General features: G+C 35.9%; 20 protein-coding genes. 13 read left to right on the top strand and 7 right to left on the bottom strand.

Annotated features, from left to right (window positions below; genetic code table 11):
* The first annotated feature begins 36 nt into the window (after positions 1–36).
* Complete coding sequence (locus ACZ2G0_RS02175) at positions 37–1,035, top strand: NAD-dependent epimerase/dehydratase family protein (protein WP_470308801.1); 999 nt, start codon at positions 37–39, stop codon at positions 1,033–1,035.
* A gap of 14 nt (positions 1,036–1,049) precedes the next feature.
* On the opposite strand, the gene ACZ2G0_RS02180 is transcribed toward ACZ2G0_RS02175, so the two are convergent.
* From ACZ2G0_RS02180 to ACZ2G0_RS02190, 3 genes are read right to left on the bottom strand one after another with little or no spacing between them, the layout of a single operon-like run.
* A complete protein-coding gene (locus tag ACZ2G0_RS02180; protein WP_470308802.1) occupies positions 1,050–1,535 on the bottom strand; it encodes a DUF4296 domain-containing protein in 486 nt (161 codons plus the stop codon).
* 9 nt (positions 1,536–1,544) lie between these two features.
* Positions 1,545–2,885: a dihydroorotase gene (locus ACZ2G0_RS02185; RefSeq protein WP_470308803.1), complete on the bottom strand. Its 1,341-nt coding sequence runs from the start codon at positions 2,883–2,885 to the stop codon at positions 1,545–1,547.
* Positions 2,886–2,895: 10 nt separating this feature from the next.
* The gene (locus ACZ2G0_RS02190; protein ID WP_470308804.1) at positions 2,896–3,621 is read right to left on the bottom strand and encodes a polyprenol monophosphomannose synthase; all 726 of its coding nucleotides are present in this window, start codon (positions 3,619–3,621) and stop codon (positions 2,896–2,898) included.
* A 103-nt stretch (positions 3,622–3,724) separates the two neighbouring features.
* Between ACZ2G0_RS02190 and ACZ2G0_RS02195 the strand changes: the two genes are divergently transcribed.
* The 3 genes from ACZ2G0_RS02195 (at position 3,725) to ACZ2G0_RS02205 (ending at position 5,811) form a co-directional block, all read left to right on the top strand.
* The gene (locus ACZ2G0_RS02195) at positions 3,725–4,396 is read left to right on the top strand and encodes a DUF4271 domain-containing protein (RefSeq protein WP_470308805.1); all 672 of its coding nucleotides are present in this window, start codon (positions 3,725–3,727) and stop codon (positions 4,394–4,396) included.
* Between the two features lie 13 nt (positions 4,397–4,409).
* Entirely contained in the window at positions 4,410–5,159 is a 750-nt protein-coding gene (locus ACZ2G0_RS02200; protein WP_470308806.1) for a uroporphyrinogen-III synthase, read from the top strand.
* 181 nt (positions 5,160–5,340) lie between these two features.
* Positions 5,341–5,811: an Lrp/AsnC ligand binding domain-containing protein gene (locus tag ACZ2G0_RS02205; protein ID WP_300288375.1), complete on the top strand. Its 471-nt coding sequence runs from the start codon at positions 5,341–5,343 to the stop codon at positions 5,809–5,811.
* A 64-nt stretch (positions 5,812–5,875) separates the two neighbouring features.
* Here ACZ2G0_RS02205 and ACZ2G0_RS02210 read toward each other — a convergent pair whose 3' ends face one another.
* Both ACZ2G0_RS02210 and leuS read right to left on the bottom strand, forming a co-directional pair.
* Positions 5,876–6,568, bottom strand: a complete 693-nt coding sequence (locus ACZ2G0_RS02210) for a zinc metallopeptidase (RefSeq protein ID WP_470308807.1) — start codon at positions 6,566–6,568, stop codon at positions 5,876–5,878.
* Positions 6,569–6,721: 153 nt separating this feature from the next.
* Complete coding sequence (leuS, locus tag ACZ2G0_RS02215) at positions 6,722–9,625, bottom strand: leucine--tRNA ligase (RefSeq protein WP_470308808.1); 2,904 nt, start codon at positions 9,623–9,625, stop codon at positions 6,722–6,724.
* A gap of 160 nt (positions 9,626–9,785) precedes the next feature.
* Between leuS and ACZ2G0_RS02220 the strand changes: the two genes are divergently transcribed.
* From ACZ2G0_RS02220 to ACZ2G0_RS02240, 5 genes are all read left to right on the top strand, one after another.
* Positions 9,786–10,661 (top strand): cell division protein FtsX, encoded by an 876-nt coding sequence (locus ACZ2G0_RS02220; protein ID WP_470308809.1) that lies wholly within the window; start codon positions 9,786–9,788, stop codon positions 10,659–10,661.
* A gap of 40 nt (positions 10,662–10,701) precedes the next feature.
* Positions 10,702–10,941 (top strand): DUF3098 domain-containing protein, encoded by a 240-nt coding sequence (locus ACZ2G0_RS02225; protein ID WP_470308810.1) that lies wholly within the window; start codon positions 10,702–10,704, stop codon positions 10,939–10,941.
* A 70-nt stretch (positions 10,942–11,011) separates the two neighbouring features.
* Positions 11,012–11,830 (top strand): undecaprenyl-diphosphate phosphatase, encoded by an 819-nt coding sequence (locus tag ACZ2G0_RS02230; RefSeq protein ID WP_470308811.1) that lies wholly within the window; start codon positions 11,012–11,014, stop codon positions 11,828–11,830.
* Positions 11,831–11,838: 8 nt separating this feature from the next.
* Positions 11,839–12,525: a tRNA pseudouridine(55) synthase TruB gene (gene truB, locus ACZ2G0_RS02235; protein WP_470309804.1), complete on the top strand. Its 687-nt coding sequence runs from the start codon at positions 11,839–11,841 to the stop codon at positions 12,523–12,525.
* Positions 12,526–12,530: 5 nt separating this feature from the next.
* Entirely contained in the window at positions 12,531–13,064 is a 534-nt protein-coding gene (locus ACZ2G0_RS02240) for a hypothetical protein (RefSeq protein ID WP_470308812.1), read from the top strand.
* A gap of 165 nt (positions 13,065–13,229) precedes the next feature.
* Here ACZ2G0_RS02240 and ACZ2G0_RS02245 read toward each other — a convergent pair whose 3' ends face one another.
* Positions 13,230–13,850 (bottom strand): thioredoxin family protein, encoded by a 621-nt coding sequence (locus ACZ2G0_RS02245; protein WP_470308813.1) that lies wholly within the window; start codon positions 13,848–13,850, stop codon positions 13,230–13,232.
* Between the two features lie 94 nt (positions 13,851–13,944).
* Here ACZ2G0_RS02245 and ACZ2G0_RS02250 point away from each other — a divergent pair, with 94 nt between their 5' ends.
* From ACZ2G0_RS02250 to ACZ2G0_RS02265, 4 genes are all read left to right on the top strand, one after another.
* Positions 13,945–14,739, top strand: coding sequence for a patatin-like phospholipase family protein (locus ACZ2G0_RS02250; RefSeq protein WP_470308814.1), 795 nt, complete (start codon positions 13,945–13,947; stop codon positions 14,737–14,739).
* 68 nt (positions 14,740–14,807) lie between these two features.
* A complete protein-coding gene (gene pyrH / locus ACZ2G0_RS02255; RefSeq protein WP_470308815.1) occupies positions 14,808–15,515 on the top strand; it encodes a UMP kinase in 708 nt (235 codons plus the stop codon).
* Positions 15,516–15,578: 63 nt separating this feature from the next.
* Positions 15,579–16,142, top strand: a complete 564-nt coding sequence (gene frr / locus ACZ2G0_RS02260; RefSeq protein ID WP_470308816.1) for a ribosome recycling factor — start codon at positions 15,579–15,581, stop codon at positions 16,140–16,142.
* A gap of 117 nt (positions 16,143–16,259) precedes the next feature.
* Positions 16,260–18,758: a DUF5686 family protein gene (locus ACZ2G0_RS02265; protein WP_470308817.1), complete on the top strand. Its 2,499-nt coding sequence runs from the start codon at positions 16,260–16,262 to the stop codon at positions 18,756–18,758.
* Between the two features lie 47 nt (positions 18,759–18,805).
* Here the strand turns inward: ACZ2G0_RS02265 and ACZ2G0_RS02270 are convergent, their stop codons facing one another.
* A complete protein-coding gene (locus ACZ2G0_RS02270) occupies positions 18,806–21,076 on the bottom strand; it encodes a cation:proton antiporter domain-containing protein (RefSeq protein ID WP_470308818.1) in 2,271 nt (756 codons plus the stop codon).
* Between the last annotated feature and the right edge of the window lie 90 nt (positions 21,077–21,166).

Here is a 21,166-nt window from a genome sequence, read left to right on the forward strand (position 1 = left end):
GGTTTTAAAACCCAACAAACTCATTATCTTTACACAATGATTTTAGTAACAGGAGGAACAGGTTTAGTAGGCGCACACATATTGCTACATATTGTATCGCAGGCTAGCGCGGCTCAGTCGCAGCTGCGTGCTACCTATCGCTCGCAGGCCTCTATAAAAAAAACAAAATCCTTATTTGACCGCTACAATAAAGCAAGCCTTTTTGATCGTATCGAATGGGTACAAGCCGATATTCTTGATATTCCGGCTTTAGAAATCGCTTTTGAAGGCATAAGTATGGTTTACCATTGTGCTGCTTTTATTTCTTTCGACCCACGAGACGAGGATATCCTACGAAAAACCAATATTGAAGGAACTGCTAATATTGTCAATTTTGCTTTAGCAAAAGGAATCAAAAAACTGTGTCATATAAGTTCTATTGCCGCTCTAGGAGATGTTATAGGTTCCCAAACAGTTATTAATGAGGAAGCCGAATGGAATCCTGAAAAACAACATAGCGACTATGCCATCTCTAAATATGGCGCTGAAATGGAAGTGTGGCGCGCCCAACAAGAGGGATTAGATGTAATTATTGTAAATCCAGGAGTTATATTAGGTCCAGGATTTCCCGACCAAGGTAGTGGTGAACTTATTACAAAAGTAGCCCATGGAATGCCGTATTATACTTTAGGCACAACTGGTTTTATTGCTGTTACCGATGTTGCTACTATAGCTTATCAATTAATGAACAGCTCTATTACCAATAAACGCTACACTCTAATTGCAGAAAACATATCTTTCAAAGACTTTTTTGATACTGTAGCCACTGCCTTAAAAGTAAAAAAACCAACAAAGCACGCAACTCCTTTCATGATCGAAATTGCTTGGAGAATAGATGCTGTAATGGCGCGTATTTTCAAAAGGAAACGAAAATTCACTCAAGCCGCTGCAGTAGCTTCTATTGCAATGAATACCTATTCGAATGATAAAATCAAAGCCGACTTAGATTTTGAATTTACCGATGTACGGCACTACATCCAAGAAAATTTCAGTTGAAATTAAAAGAATCTTTATTTCGTTTTAAGAATTACTCCCTTTGTTATATTTTCGTTGATAGGCGCTACTTTAATCTTTGCCAATGAATCTTTTTTAAGAGCTGCCTTCGCCTTTTTCGCTTTTATAGCCTCCCTTTTACTTTTCAATTTCTTATCCTTTTGGATAATGGAGTCAAGATCTGCTTTTTTTCGGTCGATTCTTTTAACTAAGGTATCGTACATGTTTTTATACTCCACATAGTCGGTGGCATAATACACATTACTTTGCGCAAGCTGCAAACTATCGATGTTGTACTTTTTATAGATATAAGAAGCTGAATTGATTTGGTTACTATCGAGTGAAGTAGGATTTTGATATTTTATTCCTTCAAGAACAGCAATATCGTACATGATGTCAATCATCTTATCCTTGGCAATTAGCCGATCTGGTTTTGCGACCACATCCTCTTTGCAACTTACCAATAAAACGAACACCACAATAACCGATAGTATCTTTTTCATCTCTATTTTTTAACGATCAAACAACAGTCTTTTTCCAGCACGGATATTTTTAACTTTAAAGGCATTATACACTAATTTACCATTTACAAAAGTATGCGTAATTCTGGACTTAAAGGTAAAGCCTTCAAAAGGAGACCAACCACATTTAGCAAAAATATTTTCTTTTTTTACGCTCCATGGTAAGCCTGCATTTACAATCACTAAATCTGCGAAGTAGCCTTCTTTGATAAAGCCACGCTTTTCTATTTTAAAAATCTTAGCTGGATTGTGGCACATTTTCTCCACAATTTTCTCTACGCTTATTTTACCTTGATGATGCGCTTCAAACATTGCTACAACTGCATGCTGCACTAACGGCCCACCTGATGGCGCTTTTGAATAAGGCTGTAGTTTTTCCTCTAAGGTGTGAGGAGCGTGATCAGTCGCAACAACATCAATTCGGCCATCTAGCAATGCTTCCCACAATGCGTCTCTATCTTTGGCTGTTTTTACCGCTGGATTCCACTTAATCAAATTCCCTTTGGTTGCATAATCGTCATTAGTAAACCATAAATGATGGATACACACCTCAGCTGTGATTTGCTTTTTCTCTAACGGAATTTTATTGGTAAATAAACTCATCTCCTTAGCTGTGGAAAGATGAAATATATGCAAACGAGCACCGGTTTTTTTAGCAAGGGCTACTGCCTTTGATGATGAAATATAACAAGCCTCCTCAGATCGAATTAAGTGATGCGCCGTTACAGGAATTGCTTCACCATACTCTTCAGTGTATTTAGCTAAATTATTTTTAATAGTCGTTTCGTCTTCACAATGTACGGCAATTAATAACGGCGTACTTGAAAATATTTTTTCTAATACCGCTTCATTATCCACCAACATATTACCTGTCGAAGAACCTAAGAATATCTTAACTCCTGCAACATTTTTAGGATTTGTTTTAAGTACCTCCTCAAGATTGTCATTAGTCGCACCCATCATAAACGAATAATTCGCGTAGGAGTTATTAGCGGCTAATTGGTATTTTTCTTCTAGGATTTCTTGAGTAACTGCGTTAGGTACAGTGTTAGGCTGTTCGATGAACGAAGTAATTCCGCCTGCAACAGCGGCTCTCGATTCCGACTCGATATCACCTTTATGGGTCAAGCCTGGCTCTCTAAAATGAACCTGATCATCTATGGCACCTGGCATTAGGTAGTTTCCTTCGGCGTCAACAATAACGCAATCAGAGGACTTAGCACTAATGCTTTCTGATATTTCAACAATTATGTCATTTTCAATTAAAACATCGCCCTCAAAAATTACTCCTTCATTTACTATTTTGGCATTCTTAATTAAAACCTTGTTCATTGTTATTTTATTATAGACTATTAACTAATTTTTTTAATCGTAATGAAATCACTCCAAAAACGGCTTCAACAATAATCGAATTACTCATTTTTGATTCGCCCTTGGTTCGATCCGTAAAGATAATGGGAACTTCGACAATGTTGAATTTTTTACAAAATGTTCGGTACTTCATCTCAATTTGAAATGCATAACCCACAAATTTTATTTTATTGATTCCGATATTTTCTAGCACTTGTCTTTTGTAGCAAACAAATCCTGCGGTAGCATCGTGAATTTTCATACCCGTAATGATTCGCACATAAACCGAAGCAAAATAGGACAACAACACTCTATTCAATGGCCAATTGACCACGTTCACTCCAGTTACATACCTCGAGCCAATCGCTAAATCAGCATTCCCAAAATGGCAGGCATTGTATAATTTTTCAAGATCGTTAGGGTTGTGTGAAAAATCAGCATCCATTTCAAAAATAAAATCATATTTATTTTCCAATGCCCATTTGAAACCATGCACATAAGCGGTACCCAAACCAGCTTTTTTCTTTCTGTTTTCTAAAAATAACCGACCTTCGAATTCCGTTTGCAACACTTTTACCTTGTCTGCAGTACGGTCAGGAGAATTATCATCAACAATAAGGATATGAAAGGGCTTATGCTGAGAAAGCACAGTTCGAATAATGCTTTCTATATTTTCTATTTCGTTATAGGTAGGAATTATAACAATACAATCGCTCATTTTCTAGTAATTTCACGGCAAAAGTAACCATTTTATAGCAATCGATTCATAATAAAATTATAATAAAAAGATTGATATAAAAAATTACTAATTTTGTACTCCTATGATTGAACATGTACTGCATCCTCGACTAACTGAAAATAAAGATTGGGCAACCATTCTATTTGTCCTTGCCTTTGCAATTATTGCAATCACTAAATCCGTTTATGAAAACCGATTTGGAGATTTTATGAATTTAATTTTCTCCGACAAATATTCTAAGGTTTACCGTGACAGCAGTCAGTTAAAAAGCACTTTTACGATAGCACTATTCATCGTGCAAATAATTTCAGTTGCCTTTTTTATCCAATTAACGCTTAGTATTTTTGGATACGCCAACAAAACCGATGGAATTTTATACATTCAAATATTTACACTTCTTATTTTCTTCGTTTTAGCCAAGTTTTTAATTGAAAAAATTATAGGAACCGCATTTAATATTGAGGAATTTGTAGAACAATTTAACCTTCAAAAAGTAATCTATAGAACTTACATTAGTTTATTTATACTCCCAGTGAATGTTATCTTGTTCTATTACGACAGTATTTCTGAAAATATTCCAATCGTATTCCTATCTATAATACTACTAATCAGCATACTGATCTATTTGGTTTCAATAAAAAATTATCAAAATTTAATATTCAGTAAGTTGTTTTATTTTATTTTATATCTTTGCACTCTCGAAATAGCACCTTACTTTTTTATGTACTATTTGTTTACAAATAGGAGTGCTTAGAAAAAATTAAAATATGAAAGTGAAAACAATTTTGGTGTCACAGCCTGAGCCTAAGGTAGAGAATTCTCCTTACTTTGAGCTACAACAAAAGCATAAAGTGAAAATTGATTTCAGGCCTTTTATTCATATAGAAGGAGTTAATGCCAAAGAGATTCGATTGCAAAAAATCGATCTTAATCATTATACCGCTATTATTTTAACAAGCAGAAATGCTGTAGACCATTTTTTTAGAGTAGCCGAAGAAATGCGTTTCAAAGTTCCTGAAGGATTAAAATATTTTTGCCAATCAGAAGCAGTTGCATTTTATTTACAAAAATATGTTGTTTACAGAAAACGTAAAATCTACGTAGGACCTAAAGATTTTGCTGATTTATCGCCACTGATTAAAAAGTATAAAGACGAAAAATTCTTATTACCAGCCTCGGATCAATTAAATGCAGATGCACCTATTGTGCTAAACAATTTAAAAGTAGACTGGACTCAAGCCGTTTTTTACAAAACAGTTATGAGTGATTTGTCTGATCTAGCAGATGTTTATTATGACATTCTAGCTTTCTTTAGCCCAACGGGAATCAAATCATTGTACAAGAATTTTCCGGATTTCGAACAAAACAATACGAGAATAGCTGTTTTTGGAAGTACTACTCAAAAAGAAGCTTTAGATCACGGACTAAGAGTAGATATTCTTGCTCCAACACCTAATACACCTTCTATGACAATGGCACTTGAGAAATACATTGCTGAAGCAAATAAAGGAAAGTAAAAAAAACACTCCTTCATCATACAAAAATCATCTGTTCGCAGGTGATTTTTTTTTGCTTGACTTTTAGTTGATTTAAAAAGCAAAACTTAAACCTCTGTTATCACTACTTTTTACTTGATTTTATTTACATTTGATTTCAATTTGAAACTGAATACTCAATTACAGTTATAAACAATAAGACATGAAGATTAATTCCTTAGTTGTTGAAATAGACGGAATCGATAAAGAAATTTTAAGAGACCTCATGGATGATGCTCGAAAACCTATTTTGCAAATCGCTAATAAAATAGGCATATCAGGTGCTGCAATACACCAAAGGCTGCGCAAACTCGAACAGTCTGGCGTGATTTCGGGCTCTAAATTCACAGTTAACAACAAGATACTAGGATACAACACCATGGCTTTTGTAGGCGTATATCTAGACAAAGCCGCACGAAACCCTGAGGCTGTAAAAGAGCTAAAAAAAATACCCGAAGTACTCGAATGCCACTACACCACTGGAAACTGGTCGATATTGATAAAAATAATTTGCAGAGATAACGAACATTTAATGCAACTATTAAACACTAAAATACAAGCGATCGAAGGCGTATCAAGAACCGAAACTTTCATTTCCTTAGACCAGCAAATAGACCGTCAAATCCAGCTATAAAAAAACCGTCTCATTAGTTAAATGAGACGGCTACAATTATAACATGTGAATTTTAGAAAATACTTTAATCTCTTCGACTTCCCGCTCCCATGTAAAGCGAAACATAGTAGAGTAACGTAGCAATAGATCCTAATGCTGCAACTACGTAAGTTCTAGCAGCCCATTTCAATGCGTCCTTTGCTCCTGCTTGCTCTTGTTGTGTTAGCATTCGTTTGTTCTCTAACCAAGCTAAGGCACGATTACTCGCATCATATTCTACCGGCAAAGTCACTATCGAAAAAAGTGTTGTTGCCGCAAAAAGTACAATCCCGCCCAACAATAAAGCCGGAAAAGTATTGATTAACAAAATTCCACCCAACAAAACCCATTGCATGTACTTTGAAGCTACATTAACAAAAGGAACTAGATTAGAGCGCATCGTTAACCATTGATACCCTATTGCATGTTGCACTGCATGACCACATTCGTGTGCCGCTACTGCAGCAGCTGCCGCATTACGCTGATTGTATACTGATTCACTAAGATTTACTGTTTTGTCCACTGGATTGTAATGATCAGTAAGTTGACCTGGTGTCGAAATAACACGAACATCACGAATACCATTATCCGCTAACATTTTCTCAGCGATTTCAGCACCCGACATTCCGTTTTGCAAATGCAGTTTAGAATACTGTTCAAATTTACTTTTGAGCCTAGAGCTTACTAACCAGCTAAAAAGCATGATAGCACCTGCTAGAATTAAATATCCTGATCCCATATCTTTATTTTTTAGTTTTGTTTGTTTGAATATAAATAGCAAAATCTGAACCAAATATAAAAAATGTCAGTTTGGCATCAGTTAAATATTTCTAAATAAAAAATCCCAATTGCACGAGTTGCAATTGGGATTTAGATTTTAGGATCAAAAAAATTAACCTACTAAATTGATAATTTTTCCGGGAACAATAATCACTTTGTTAGGCGCTTTACCATCTAGTTGTTTTATAGTTCGTTCGTCTTTCATTACGATTTCTTCAATTTGTTCTTTGGTTAAATCCAAAGGCAACGTAATTGTAAAACGCATTTTTCCGTTGAAGGAAACTGGGTATTCTTTTTCGCTTTCGACCAAATGTTTTGGTTCAAATGCTGGAAAAGGAACTAAGGCAATCGACCCTTCGTGACCTAACAGCGACCATAATTCCTCAGCAATGTGCGGCGCATAAGGCGAAATCACAATTGCTAAAGGTTCTAGTATCGCTCTTGAATGGCAGTTTTGAGTCGATAGTTCATTCACACAAATCATAAATTGCGAAACCGAAGTATTAAAAGAGAAATTCTCAATATCATCAGCTACTTTCTTAATGGTTTTGTGTAACGATTTTAGATTGTCTTTGGTAGGTACGTCATCAGTAACGATCATGCCATGCTCGTCAAAATACAAACGACATAATTTTTTCAAGAAACCAAATACACCCGAAATTCCGGCTGTATTCCATGGCTTCGCTTGCTCTAATGGTCCCAAAAACATTTCGTACAAACGCAAAGTATCAGCACCGTATTCCGCACAAATATTATCCGGCGTCACTACGTTGTATTTCGACTTAGACATTTTCTCTACTTCGCGACCTACAATATATTTTCCGTTTTCATCCAAAAGGAATTCGGCGTCTTTATAATCTTCTCTCCATCTTTTGAAAGCTTCAACATCTAACTCATCAGATGAATTAACCATTGAAACATCGGCATGGATTGGTTGAACATTTTGACCCTCAATCTTATTTTTAGAAACAAATGTATTCGTTCCTTCTAATCGGTACACAAAAGCACTAGTTCCCAAAATCATACCTTGGTTGATCAATTTCTTGAACGGCTCTTCGGTTGGTGCAAAACCTTTGTCTTTTAAAAATTTGTTCCAAAAACGAGAATACAATAAATGTCCCGTAGCGTGTTCGTTTCCTCCAATATACAAATCGACACTTTCCCAATACGCTAGTGCTTCTTGGCTTGCAAATTCGTTTTCGTTTTTTGGATCCATATAACGCATCCAGTAAAAAGAACTTCCTGCCCAACCTGGCATGGTGTTTAATTCTAAAGGATACACTCCGTTATGATTTGCTTCGACAGGCTCAGCATGACAAAGTTCATTAGAAACTACTTTATTATTTACACTATCCCAAGCCCAAACTGTCGCATTTCCTAATGGAGGCAAACCGTCTTCGGTAGGTAAGTATTTCTCCACTTCTGGCAAAATGATTGGCAAATATTTTGCATCAATCATTTGCGGCAAACCATTGACATAATACACTGGAAAAGGTTCTCCCCAATAGCGTTGACGAGAAAAAACAGCATCACGCAAGCGGTAGTTTGTCTTCCCTTTTCCTTGATTTATTTTCTCTAAAGCTTCAATAGCCTTGTACGTTCCATCCTTGTAGCCTAAACCGTTTAGGAAATCAGAATCCACTAATTTAAAACCTTCTTTAGCTCCAAAAGCAGCTTCAGAAATATCTTTATCGAAAATATTTTTGATAGCAGGCATTCCCGCTTGCCCTTTAAAGAAATTAGCAAAAGCATAGTCACGCTCATCTCCGCAAGGAACCGCCATTACAGCACCTGTTCCATATCCTGCTAAGACATAATCACCAATCCAAACTGGAACTAGCTCCTTGGTAAAAGGATGCTCGGCATAAGCGCCTGTAAAAACACCTGAAATTGTTTTCACATCGGCCATACGCTCTCTTTCGGAACGTTTTGAAGATGCCACTATGTATTCGTTTATTTTATCCAAATATTCAGGAGTAGTAATTTCTTGAACTAAAGGATGCTCAGGAGCCAAGGTCATGAACGTTACACCAAAAATAGTATCAGGGCGTGTTGTGAACACCGAAATTTCAGCATCTGAATTTTGAACTTTAAAAGACACCATCGCACCAACGCTTTTTCCAATCCAGTTGCGTTGACTTTCTTTAATGCTTTCACTCCAATCAATATCATTTAATCCTTGTAACAAACGCTCCGCATAAGCCGATATACGCATGCTCCATTGTGTCATTTTTTTACGAACTACGGTAAATCCACCACGCTCTGAAACGCCATTTACGATTTCGTCATTAGCCAAGACCGTTCCTAATCCAGGACACCAGTTTACTTCGCTTTCTGCTAAATAGGTTAATCTGTATTGCAACAAAATCTTTTCTTGTTGCTCTTTTGCAAAAGCATTCCACTCTTCTGCTGTAAAAACAGCAATATTATCATCACAAACGGCTTTTACATTCGCATTTCCTTCTTTTTCAAAAATAGCGGTTAGTGTGCTAATGTCTTCAGCTTTATCTGACTCTTTGTTGTACCACGAATTAAATAACTGAATAAAAATCCATTGTGTATGTTTGTAATAATCCGGATTTGAAGTACGAACTTCTCTGTCCCAATCAAATGAAAAACCTATTTGATCTAACTGTTTTCTATAGCCGGCAATTTTATTTCCTTCTTTATCAACTCCACCGTCGATATTAACTCGAGTGGTATCCTCTGGACGTTGTCCAGTTTGAATAGCGTATTGCTCCGCTGGAAGACCAAAACTGTCGTACCCCATTGGATGAAGCACATTATATCCTTGATGTCTTTTGTACCTTGAATATACATCCGAAGCAATGTAACCTAGTGGATGTCCTACGTGCAAGCCTGCTCCTGATGGATAAGGAAACATGTCAAGAACATAGTGTTTTGGTTTTTGTACTTCGCCAGCCTCAGCATGACTGTAGTTTGTAGCTGCAAATGTTTTATTGTCTGCCCAGTATTTTTGCCATTTGGCTTCAATTTCGTTCGGATTGTATTTCATTATCTAGTTTCAAAGTTGCAAAGCTGCAAAGTTTCTATACTTTTTATTTATTATCGTGCTGGCAAATTTACGTTTATTGTACGAAAGTTAAAACTTTGGCCGTTATTAACTTCAAATAAAGAAATACTTTATTATTTTTACCCCATAATTAAAATAAACTATGAGTTCTTCATTTGATAAGTTTCAAAAACGCAGGTTAATTTCCTCTTATTTTTCGGTTGTACTAAGTGTATTCTTGGTGTTATTCCTTTTAGGTGTATTAGGATTATTCATCATCAATTCCCAAAAGTTAGCGAATGATTTTAAAGAAAAAATAGCCATGACGGTCTTCTTTAAAAACGAAGCTAATGACACTATCTTGAAGGCTTTTGGAACCGAATTAAAAAGAGCAGCCTATGCTAAAAGCACTGTTTACGTGACTAAAGAGCAAGCAGCCAAGCAACATACGGATATTATAGGCGAAGACTTCATGACGTTCTTGGGCGAAAACCCATTGCAAAACTCCTACGACATTCACTTGAAAGCGGACTATGTTGAAAAAGATAGTATTGCTAAAATTGAAAGTAAATTAAGAGCGAACCCAATGATATCAGACATTGTCTACGATAAGCAATTGGTCAATTTAGTGAATGACAATATCAAGAAAGTGAGCATGTGGATTTTAATCATTAGTGGCTTCTTGACCTTTATAGCGGTTTTACTAATTAATAGTTCGCTGCGTTTGTCTATTCACTCTAATCGATTTATCATAAAAACCATGCAAATGGTGGGCGCGACAAAATCATTCATTAGAAAACCATTCGTAATGCGAAGCGTAAAACTAGGAATGATTGGAGCTTTACTGGCTATTTTTGCGCTGGTAGGTGTTCTTTTATATGTAGAAACAAGCTTCCCTGATTTGGGAATTTTAGACAATCCGTTATTGACTGGTATGGTACTAATTGCCGTATTTGGTATTGGAATATTAATCACTTGGATTAGTACGCATTTCGCGACACAACGATTCCTGAATTTAAGAACAGACGATTTATACTAAACTATAAATAGGAGTGCTATGCATTCCTTGCAAAGACATTATGAAAAACAACGAGCAAAAACAAGAATTTCTTTTCGGAAAAAATAACTACACTATTCTTCTTATCGGAATAGGAGTAATTTTACTTGGATTTATATTAATGTCAGGTGGAGGTAGCGATGATCCAGCTGTTTTTAGCGAGGATATTTTTAACTTTAGAAGAATTCGTTTGGCTCCAACTACTGTTTTGATTGGTTTTGGAATTACCATTTACGCTATTTTAAAGAGTCCAAAAAAGTAGTCATTACCGTTTGGAAAAAACTACAACTTATTACTTTTTCCAAACTTAGCATCCTAACATCCTTATTTTCATGAATACACTACAGGCTATAATTCTGGCGATTATTGAAGGGCTTACGGAATTTTTACCTATTTCTTCTACCGCTCACATGGGTTTCACCGCGGCTTTATTGGGAATGGAAGAAACAGAATTCTTAAAAATGTTTCAAGTTTCGATTCAGTTTGGAGCTATTTTGGCCATCGTTGTTTTGTACTGGAAAAAATTCTTTGATTTTAAAAACTTCAATATTTACATCAAACTAGCTCTTGCAGTTGTTCCTGCGCTTGTACTAGGTTACTTATTTGATGATAAAATTGAAGCTGTTTTAGGGAACCAAATTGCGATATCAGCTGTATTGGTTTTAGGAGGTGTAGTCCTTTTATTTGTGGACAAATGGTTTAAAAACCCAACTATTCAAGACGAAAAAGATATTTCTATCAAAACAGCGGTTACTATTGGATTTTGGCAATGTTTAGCCATGATGCCAGGAACTTCCCGATCAGCAGCTTCCATCATTGGTGGAATGACACAAGGTTTAAGCCGAAAAGCGGCAGCCGAATTCTCTTTTTTCCTAGCGGTACCTACTATGTTAGCGGTAACGGTTTACTCCGTTTTTGTAAAAACATGGGGAAAAGGAACAGCTACTGAAATGAAGGGATACGAAATGATTTTTCAAGATGAAAATCATATTCAATTATTTATACTAGGTAATATTGTTGCTTTTGTAGTGGCGCTATTGGCAGTAAAAACTTTTATAAGCGTATTGACAAAATACGGTTTTAAATTTTGGGGATGGTACCGAATCATTATTGGAATTGCCCTACTCATTTATTTTTACCAAACTAAATAATGGAGAAAATAACACCCGAAGCTTATCTAGAAGGACAAATTTTATTGATTGACAAACCCTTAAAATGGAGTTCGTTTCAAGCAGTGAATAAGTTAAAATACGCGCTAATTAACAAAGTAGGACTTCCTAAAAAATTCAAGATAGGACATGCAGGGACTCTAGATCCATTAGCAACGGGATTACTTTTAATATGTACGGGGAAATTCACCAAAAGAATCTCTGAGTTGCAAGGTCAAGCCAAAGAATATACGGGAACTTTTTTTATAGGTGCTACTACACCTTCCTATGATTTAGAAACCGAAGTTGACCAAACCTTTCCGACGGAACATATTAACGAGGCACTGATTCACCAAACAGTACAACAGTTTCTTGGAGAAATAGATCAAAAACCACCCATTTTCTCGGCAATTAAAAAAGATGGTGTTCGCTTGTATGAGCATGCTCGCGCTGGAGAAACTGTTGAAATAGCTTTTAGAAAAACGACGATTCATGAGTTTGAAATTACTAGAATTGATTTGCCAGAAATCGACTTTAGAGTAGTTTGCAGTAAAGGAACGTATATTCGTTCCCTTGCTTACGATTTTGGTCAAGCTATGAACTCTGGTTCCCATTTAACTGCTTTACGCAGAACAAAAATTGGCGATTACAATGTGATAGACGCCACTGATGTGACTTTATTTGAAGATCAACTATAATGCTATTGAATTATAGAATACAGAACCTTTTGTTATTCTTGTTCTTATCAACGTTGGCTTTTAGCCAAAATAAAAAATTCACTTACACCCAATTTGATGTTACGGTTGCCTTGACAGGAAATCCTAACCGTGACGAAATTGATCCTTACACTAACAAAAAACAATCCTTTTTTATACCAGATGGCATTGGATCAAAATTTGGTTATGGTGTTCACTACCATAAGTGGATTGCAATAGGCGTTCACAGCGGCTTGAGCTGGGAATGGTCAAGCAAATTAGTCGTTGTTCCCATTTTTGCTAATTTAAGATTGAGTCCGAAAATCAGTGATGAAACTCGAATAACCCTTCAAGCTGGATTGGGAAAAGCAATTGCCTTGGGTCGTGGTAACTTGATAGGAGACTATAAAAAAATAAGCTTAGGAATACAAACAGATGATGATTTAGTGCTTTTTATTGAAGTCAATCACTATACAATCCCTATAAACAGACGAGGAGACTCTGGCAATATAAGTTTAGGTCTTGCCTTAATTAGTTTCTAGCACTACTACCCTGCCCCTGATAGCAGCGGCAGCCCCGACTGAAAAACCCTTTTTTTACGGAAGTTACAGAGCGACCAGCGGAAGCTCCTGTAATGACTTTGTAAAAAAAGGGTTATGAGGAAGGGCTAGAGCGAATAGCAGGAATTGGCTCTACTGTTTATACTATTAATCATCAGCAACTGAGTCGAGATCAAGCATCATGTCAATTAATTCGGACTGTGTAGACAATCCTTTGTCATGTAGGTACCACATTTGTAGATCGGTTTTGATGGTTTCATCGATCACCCCGTGCTCTTTTTTATAATTTGCTACAAGTTCTACAGCGGCATAAGGCCTTGGTCCCCAATGCGCGAGTGCACCACTGGTTGCTTTATTAATCACGATTAATTTAGGAATGGATTTGGCTTTGTTTGTCAAAAAATGATTCATTAACTCCTCATTATCGTCTCGTAAAACGATTCGAAGTTCAATTTTACCCTCAGATTGCTCGGCCATTTTATCAAAAATAGGCAATAACTGTGCGGCATCACCACACCAACCTTCGGAAATTACGAGCCAAATATACTCGTTTTGCAAGGCTTGTAAATTAGTAGCTACTTCAGGCAAAACTTTCATGGTTTTGTCCAAGCGGTTCATTCTCGTTTCGTTTAAACTGCTGTAATGCGTTAACGCTTCGGATTGTTCGTGACCAGTTGATTTGTTTTCACGCAGCAAGTCGGTGACTATTTTTCGGTATTCGATGTAAGAGTGACTATTAAAAAGTGCTTTACCTATTGTTTTGTCCATGATTGTATATGTTTTTGTAAAGTTACCTAAAAATAATTAGTTAAAAAATGACAAAAATCAGTCAATCAATAATTGAAAAGTGTAATTTTATGATATGGCATCTTACAAGGATATTATCAATTCAAAATCAGTAGGAATTGCCCTTTCGGGAGGTGGTTCTAAAGGTTTAGCACATGCGGGCGTACTGCAATTTTTAGAGGAAAAAAACATCAAACCCAATGCGATCTCAGGAACTAGCGCTGGTAGTATCGTAGGAGCCTTGTACGCTTGGGGCAAAAGTCCTCAGGAGATTTTAGCTTTTTTTAAATCGATTTACTTTTTTCACTGGAGGCATTTTACGTTTAAAAAAGCAGGATTGATCGACTCCGAATCCTTTAAAGCTTATTTCATCAATATATTCGAAGATGCTCAAGTAGGCGACTTAAAAATTCCTATGAAAATTACGGCTACTGATATGGTCAAAGGTCGTTTGAAAATATTTGATCCCGAAACCAAAATAGTCGATGCTCTTTTAGCATCATCAGCCTTTCCAGGAATTATTTCGCCTTATGAAATTAATAAGGAACCTTTTAGTGATGGTGGAATTTTAAATCACTTTCCCACTGACTTATTACAAGGACATTGTGAGACTATTATAGGTGTTTATGTGAGTCCGATTCAGAAAATAGAAGCCGAAGATTTGAACTCGATTCGATCCGTAACAACCCGCGCTTTCGATATTTTTTCAGCGAATTCTAACCTGCAGAAATTCAATATTTGCGATTGGATTATTGAACCCAAAGAGCTGAGTGCATATAGTACATTTGAAACCAATAAAACAAAAATGGATGCGATATTCAACATTGGCTATCAAGCTGCTAAGGAGTCGTACGAAAAACAAAATCCTTAAAATATGGAGTGTGCTATTTCATAAAAAAAGAATATGACTATATTTGCACTAAACAACGCAACACAGACATGAAATACAAAAGAATTCTTCTAAAATTAAGCGGCGAAGCTTTAATGGGTGAAAGACAATACGGTATAGATCCTACGAGATTAGCTGAATATGCTGCAGAAATTAAAAAAATTCACGATCAAGGAGTTGAAATTGCCATTGTTATAGGTGGTGGAAACATTTTTAGAGGTGTGGCCGGAGCAAGTAACGGGATGGATCGCGTTCAAGGGGATTATATGGGTATGCTCGCTACTATAATTAACGGAATGGCGCTACAAGGAGCTCTTGAAGACAAAGGAATGTTGACTCGATTACAAACAGCTTTAAAAATTGAAGCGATTGCCGAGCCTTACATCAAGAGAAGAGCAGTGCGTCACTTAGAGAAAGGCAGAATTGTAATTTTTGGAGCAGGGACAGGAAATCCTTATTTTACTACTGATACTGCCGCTGTACTGCGTGGAGTAGAAATTCATGCTGATGTTATCCTTAAAGGAACTCGTGTTGATGGAGTTTATGACTCAGACCCTGAAAAAAACCCTGAAGCCATAAAATTTGATACTATTTCATTTGAAGATGTCTTGAAAAAAGGATTAAATGTAATGGATACCACAGCTTTTACTTTAAGTCAAGAAAACCAATTACCGATTGTTATTTTTGATATGAATAAAATTGGTAATCTAGAGAAAATTTGTGCTGGAGAAAACATTGGAACAGTAGTAAATATATAATAAACCGGAGACCACTGATTATCTAGCGAAAGAGTGGAAAACGGAATACTAAATTAAAATAAAATGACTGAAGAAATTGAATTTATATTAGATAGCACTAAGGAATCTATGACTGGTTCTATTGCTCACTTAGAAAAAGAATTTTTAAATATTAGAGCAGGAAAAGCGTCACCAGCAATGCTTGGAAGTGTTTTTGTAGATTATTACGGTTCAGCAACACCACTTTCTCAAGTATCTAAAATTAGTGTTCCTGATGCCCGCACGATTACTTTACAACCTTTTGAAAAAAACATGTTGCAAGTAATTGAAAAAGCAATCATGGTGGCTAACATAGGATTTAACCCTATGAATAATGGTGATGTTATTATTATTAGTGTTCCGCCATTGACAGAAGACCGCAGACGTGAGCTGGCTAAACAAGCCAAAGTGGAGGCAGAAGATGCTAAAATAGGAGTTAGAAATGCGCGAAAAGATGCCAACACTGAAATCAAAAAATTAGAAAAAGAAGGCACCTCAGAAGACATTTGTAAAAGTGCCGAAGAAGAAGTTCAAAACCTTACCAACAGTTTCATCAGAAAAGTAGATGAATTACTTGTGGTGAAAGAAGCAGAGATCATGAAGGTGTAAACTTTTACTAAATCTAAAAATAGAATCCGTTTTGTTAACGCTAACAAAACGGATTTTTTATTATTATTTTTGCCATAACAAAACGCTTTTATTTTCGTTTTTTAAATAAACCTTTTCATGAAGCATATTTGTTTCCTTTTTTTTCTATTCTCGCTTACGCTTCAAGCGCAATTTCAAGTGAATGGGCTCGTAACAGCTGCATCGACTAGGCAACCGCTAGCATTTGCATCAGTAGTTGCTGATAATGGCACTAAAACCGTCACTGATGTCGATGGAAAATTTACCTTAAACACCAAAAAAAAGATTAGCTCTTTTACCGTTTCCTATATCGGATTTGTTAAATCTATCATTACTATTACTACCAATAAAAGCTCCTACTACATTTCCCTTGATGAAAAAAGTGATGATCTTAGAGAAGTCATAATCTCTAATGAAAATCCTGCACTTGCCATTATTAAAAAAACAATCGCCAAAAAAACAACCAATAATCCAGCAACTCGTTTGCAAAGTTTTGATTTTAAGTCTTACACTAAACTAGTAGTTACTGCCAATCCTGAAACTTTTGAAGGCACCATAGATTCTGTTTTCATCAAAAAGAAAGAACGCGAAATTTTCTCTAAAGTAGATTCTACTAATTACAAATTCAAAGAAACCATCCTCAAAAGGCATTTGTTTCAAACAGAAAAAGTATCACAATATCAATTTGATGGCGCCAAATTAAAAGAAACAATATTAGGGACTAAAATGGCTGGTTTTAAACAACCAGTATATGAAATTTTGAGTTTTAATCTACAATCCTTTTCTGTTTACGATAGAAATTATGAATTATTCGAAACGAAATACAAAAGTCCCATCGCTGACGACGCTCCTACTGACTACAATTACAAGCTCCTAGACACGGTACCTATAAATGGTCGCGCTGCCTACATGATTTATTTTAAAAACAAAAAGGTTAGTAATGCCGCTGGACTAGAAGGCATCCTTTATATCGATGGAAAAAATTACGCTATTGCAAAAGCGATAATGCGCATAAAAGGGGTTTTAGATATTAGTGGGACACACGATTTTGAATACATTGCCTCTCAAGATCTTTGGTTCCCGAAGCGAAAAACATTCAAAATTGTAAAAGGAAAAAATGATGATGATATCAAAATATTAGGCGGAACGGTCCAATTTGATGGTGACATGGACAAGGATTTTCAAACGAGAAAAAGACAACCTTCTGATTTTGTTTATTTATTATCTGAATCCAATAACTTTGACGTTACCTATAATTCACCCATTGCACTTGATCGCAAGTTTATTGCTGTAGAACTTAAAAAGGAAGCTATCGACCGACCCGAGAGTTTTTGGGATCAGTATAGAAAAGACAGTATCGATATTCGCAATAGCAATACCTATAAAACATTGGACAGTATTGGAAGACAAAAACGTATTGTAAATCGCATTCGTTTGGGTCGAAAAATCATTAATGGTTACCTACCAGTATCCATTTTTGACATTGATCTGCGCCATTTATTTTCCTATAACAACTATGAAGGGTTTCGCATAGGGTTTGGCGGCGTGACTAATGATCGCCTTTCTAAACACCTAAAAATAAGCGGGTATACAGCCTATGGAACTAAAGATGGCACCTTTAAATACAGTGTAGGAACGGCAGTAAATCTCGACACCTATTCTAACACATGGCTAAATGTTTCCTATGCAGATGATGTACGAGAGATAGGTACGACCCTATTTTCAGTAGATAGTCGCCGCTATAAAATTTATGATCCTAGACCTATCAATATCAGTACTTTTTATAATTATCGAACATGGAGAACCTTTCTTGAGACGAAAGTTATTCCTAAAACGGATAGCTTTATCGAGATTGCGCATGCTGAAATCGCCCCTAAATTCAATTATGTGTACAACCTGGACGATAAACTTTATTCAAGATACACCATGACCACCGCAATAATTTCATTGCAATGGAATCCTTTTAGTGATTATATGCAAACACCAACTGGAAGAGTTGAAGTTGAAAAACGATTTCCAAAATTTACCTTGCAGTACACCCAATCTTTACCTAAAGTATGGGCGAATGATTTTACCTTTAGCAAAATCGACTTCAAAACTGAATATGAAAAAAAATACCTAAATGGCCAAAAAACAAATCTATTATTCCAAGCTGGCTATGCCACGGGTGACATTCCATTAACGCATTTATACAATACTTCACCTAACAACATCACCAAGGAAACTGTGATGCAAAGAATTACATTTGCCAGTAAAAACAGTTTTGAAACGATGTTTTTTAACGAGTTTTTCTCAAATGAATTTGTTTACTTCCAGTTCAAACATGGTTTTAAGAGAGTAACCATCTTCCCTAAAGTTAAACCCACCCTTGTGCTTGTTTCGAGAATGGGATGGGGAGATATTCAAAATCAACAGCAACATGTAGGTTTGGATTACAAACGACTAAATAAAGGCTACTTTGAATCCGGAATAGAGCTGAATCAAATTTTCAATGCGTTTGGACTAGTCGCTTTTTATCGATACGGACCCAATCAGTTGCCTAAATTCGCCGATAATATTGCCATTAAACTCAGCTTCATATTCAACCTAGGAATTTAATATCTGTAAACAAATTCCAATTTTCAACAATAAAAGCAGTTGTGTTATTAAGATTTCATTATCAAAACAGACGATAGTTCATCAACCCATGTGGTATCCGAATCAATACTTACTTTCCAACTTTCTAAACTAATTAATGTTAAATCTTGCTCCTTAAAAAAAGCGTGATCTAGATTACTTTCCGTTACTACCACAATATTATTGGGGAACTTTTGCGTAAGCGTCGCAATCGCACTTTGCATTACAAAATTATTTTTAATGAAGCCATTGGTGTCTAAAAAACTAATTATTGAATTATTATTATAAATCATTTTTTGTACATAATCAATCAAAACAACATCCTCTGACTTAATAATTGGGACAAATATGTGGTCTAACTTTTCAAAATCATGATCAATTAATATTCCCAAAGGCGTTTTAGTTCTCGTAACAATTTGTCGTGTTCTTTCATCAAAAGGGGAATTTTCAAACAAACCTTCTTTTCCTTTAAACTTATCAATTAAACGATCCGGATTAATTATTCTTGTGGTAAAACCAATTACTTTACCTAATAAACTTCCCTCAAAAATCGACTTTCCAAGACCTACAAGAAGTAAATCATAGTCGCCATTATTGGCAACATCAGCAATCTCCGCCTCGATATCGTTAGTAACTTTAAATATCGAAAGTAGCTTTACTCCAAGTTGTTCTGATTCATCAAAAATAGGATCAAAACTTTCTTTCTCAATTTCCTCTAAATTAAAAGCATGTAATTCATCACTTTTAGATAGATGCATCGCAGTAATCACGGAATTTGTTGCTTGCTTTTTAGTCAAGCTATTGGCTAAACGCAACAATGACTTTCCTTTTTCATTATTACCAAACGAAATCAAGATCCGGAATTTACTCTCGTCTTGCGTCTCTACCAACTCTACCTCTCGCTTATTCTTGAAAATAAAACCGATTAAATTTAAAGCCGGACCGGTCATAAAAGTGGTTACCAAAGCCATAATAACCATCATGGTGAATACTTCGGGAGTTAACACTTTTAATTCTAGACCAATGTTTAACACAATCAGCTCCATTAAACCACGGGTATTCATTAATGCGCCAATAGTTAAACTATCGTGCCAATTTTGCCCTACAAATTTAGCAGCTAACGCACTACCAACAAATTTACCAATCACAGCCACTGCAATAATTGCCCCAGTTACCTTCCATAGATAAGGGTCATTAATCAATCCTACTTGAGTATGCAAACCTGTAAAAACAAAAAACAATGGCAATAATAAGATAACAGAAACATCCTCGACTTTTTCTATAAATATCATTCGGAATTTAGCGATATCAGGCATAATTGCACCCATCATAAAACCACCAAATAAAGCATGAATACCAATAACCTCAGTTGCATAAGACGAAATAATAAGTAATAAGAAGAAAATAGCCATCACTGGTTTTCCTATATTATCTTTCTCACCATACAAATCACCTATACGTTTTAAGAACGGCTTAACGATAAACAGCATCGCTAACACATACACCAATGCTAATGAAATCACATACAAAGAACCTACAAAATCACCCGCCTTTACGATGGCAATAACCACCGCAAGTAAACACCATGCCGTAATATCATCGGCTGCAGCACACGTAATAACGATGGCTCCTAGACGAGTTTTGTGAATACCCCTTTCTTGAACGATACGCGCCAAAACAGGAAAAGCAGTAATACTCATGGCGATTCCCATAAAAAGGCTAAACGATAAAAACTCTACACCCGCTGGAGCAAATTGATTGTAAACATAATAAGACAAGCCAATTCCCATAGCAAACGGAAAAATGATACTGGCATGACTAATTACAATTGCTTCACTGGCTTTGTTCTTGAGGACTTTTACATCGAGTTCCATACCAATAACGAACATAAATAAGATCAATCCTATTTGACTTAAAAATTTTAAGTTTCCTAATGACTCTTCTGGAAATAGCGCTGATGAGAATTCGGGAAAATACATTCCTACAAGCGAAGGCCCCAAAACAATTCCTGCTATAATCTCGCCAATAACTGTAGGTTGCCCTATTTTTTGGAAAAACCAACCAAAAACCCTTGCCGTAAGGATGATCATGACAATTTGTGCCAAAAGAATCGCTAAGGGATCATTAAAGTTGTGTAACATCGAATTGATAAAATCTGTCCAAGAGTCATTACCGCTGGTTGCAGCCACATTTGCTTCTTGTAATTCGAGTAATTTTCCTCGTTTAATTATCCAAAAAATCAATACCGAAAAGAGACCAGTAACTCCGAAATAGAACAAAGTGTTCTTATATTTTTTCAAAACCATATTGCTTCAATAAGTCAATTAAATCAAAAACAAAGATGGTAAATTCTTCAATACAATTTACATGGATAAATCGAACAATTTTAA

The organism is Flavobacterium sp. KKT103 (assembly GCF_055640565.1).

Excerpts from the sequence above, each read along its gene's own strand:
- ACZ2G0_RS02225 (WP_470308810.1), top strand. The coding sequence starts at position 10,702 with ATGAAAAACAACGAGCAAAAACAAGAATTTCTTTTCGGAAAAAATAAC.
- ACZ2G0_RS02210 (WP_470308807.1), bottom strand. The coding sequence starts at position 6,568 with ATGGGATCAGGATATTTAATTCTAGCAGGTGCTATCATGCTTTTTAGC.
- ACZ2G0_RS02205 (WP_300288375.1), top strand. The coding sequence starts at position 5,341 with ATGAAGATTAATTCCTTAGTTGTTGAAATAGACGGAATCGATAAAGAA.
- leuS (WP_470308808.1), bottom strand. The coding sequence starts at position 9,625 with ATGAAATACAATCCGAACGAAATTGAAGCCAAATGGCAAAAATACTGG.
- frr (WP_470308816.1), top strand. The coding sequence starts at position 15,579 with ATGACTGAAGAAATTGAATTTATATTAGATAGCACTAAGGAATCTATG.
- ACZ2G0_RS02220 (WP_470308809.1), top strand. The coding sequence starts at position 9,786 with ATGAGTTCTTCATTTGATAAGTTTCAAAAACGCAGGTTAATTTCCTCT.
- ACZ2G0_RS02200 (WP_470308806.1), top strand. The coding sequence starts at position 4,410 with ATGAAAGTGAAAACAATTTTGGTGTCACAGCCTGAGCCTAAGGTAGAG.
- ACZ2G0_RS02185 (WP_470308803.1), bottom strand. The coding sequence starts at position 2,885 with ATGAACAAGGTTTTAATTAAGAATGCCAAAATAGTAAATGAAGGAGTA.
- ACZ2G0_RS02230 (WP_470308811.1), top strand. The coding sequence starts at position 11,012 with ATGAATACACTACAGGCTATAATTCTGGCGATTATTGAAGGGCTTACG.
- pyrH (WP_470308815.1), top strand. The coding sequence starts at position 14,808 with ATGAAATACAAAAGAATTCTTCTAAAATTAAGCGGCGAAGCTTTAATG.
- ACZ2G0_RS02175 (WP_470308801.1), top strand. The coding sequence starts at position 37 with ATGATTTTAGTAACAGGAGGAACAGGTTTAGTAGGCGCACACATATTG.
- ACZ2G0_RS02250 (WP_470308814.1), top strand. The coding sequence starts at position 13,945 with ATGGCATCTTACAAGGATATTATCAATTCAAAATCAGTAGGAATTGCC.
- ACZ2G0_RS02245 (WP_470308813.1), bottom strand. The coding sequence starts at position 13,850 with ATGGACAAAACAATAGGTAAAGCACTTTTTAATAGTCACTCTTACATC.
- ACZ2G0_RS02195 (WP_470308805.1), top strand. The coding sequence starts at position 3,725 with ATGATTGAACATGTACTGCATCCTCGACTAACTGAAAATAAAGATTGG.
- ACZ2G0_RS02190 (WP_470308804.1), bottom strand. The coding sequence starts at position 3,621 with ATGAGCGATTGTATTGTTATAATTCCTACCTATAACGAAATAGAAAAT.
- ACZ2G0_RS02265 (WP_470308817.1), top strand. The coding sequence starts at position 16,260 with ATGAAGCATATTTGTTTCCTTTTTTTTCTATTCTCGCTTACGCTTCAA.
- ACZ2G0_RS02180 (WP_470308802.1), bottom strand. The coding sequence starts at position 1,535 with ATGAAAAAGATACTATCGGTTATTGTGGTGTTCGTTTTATTGGTAAGT.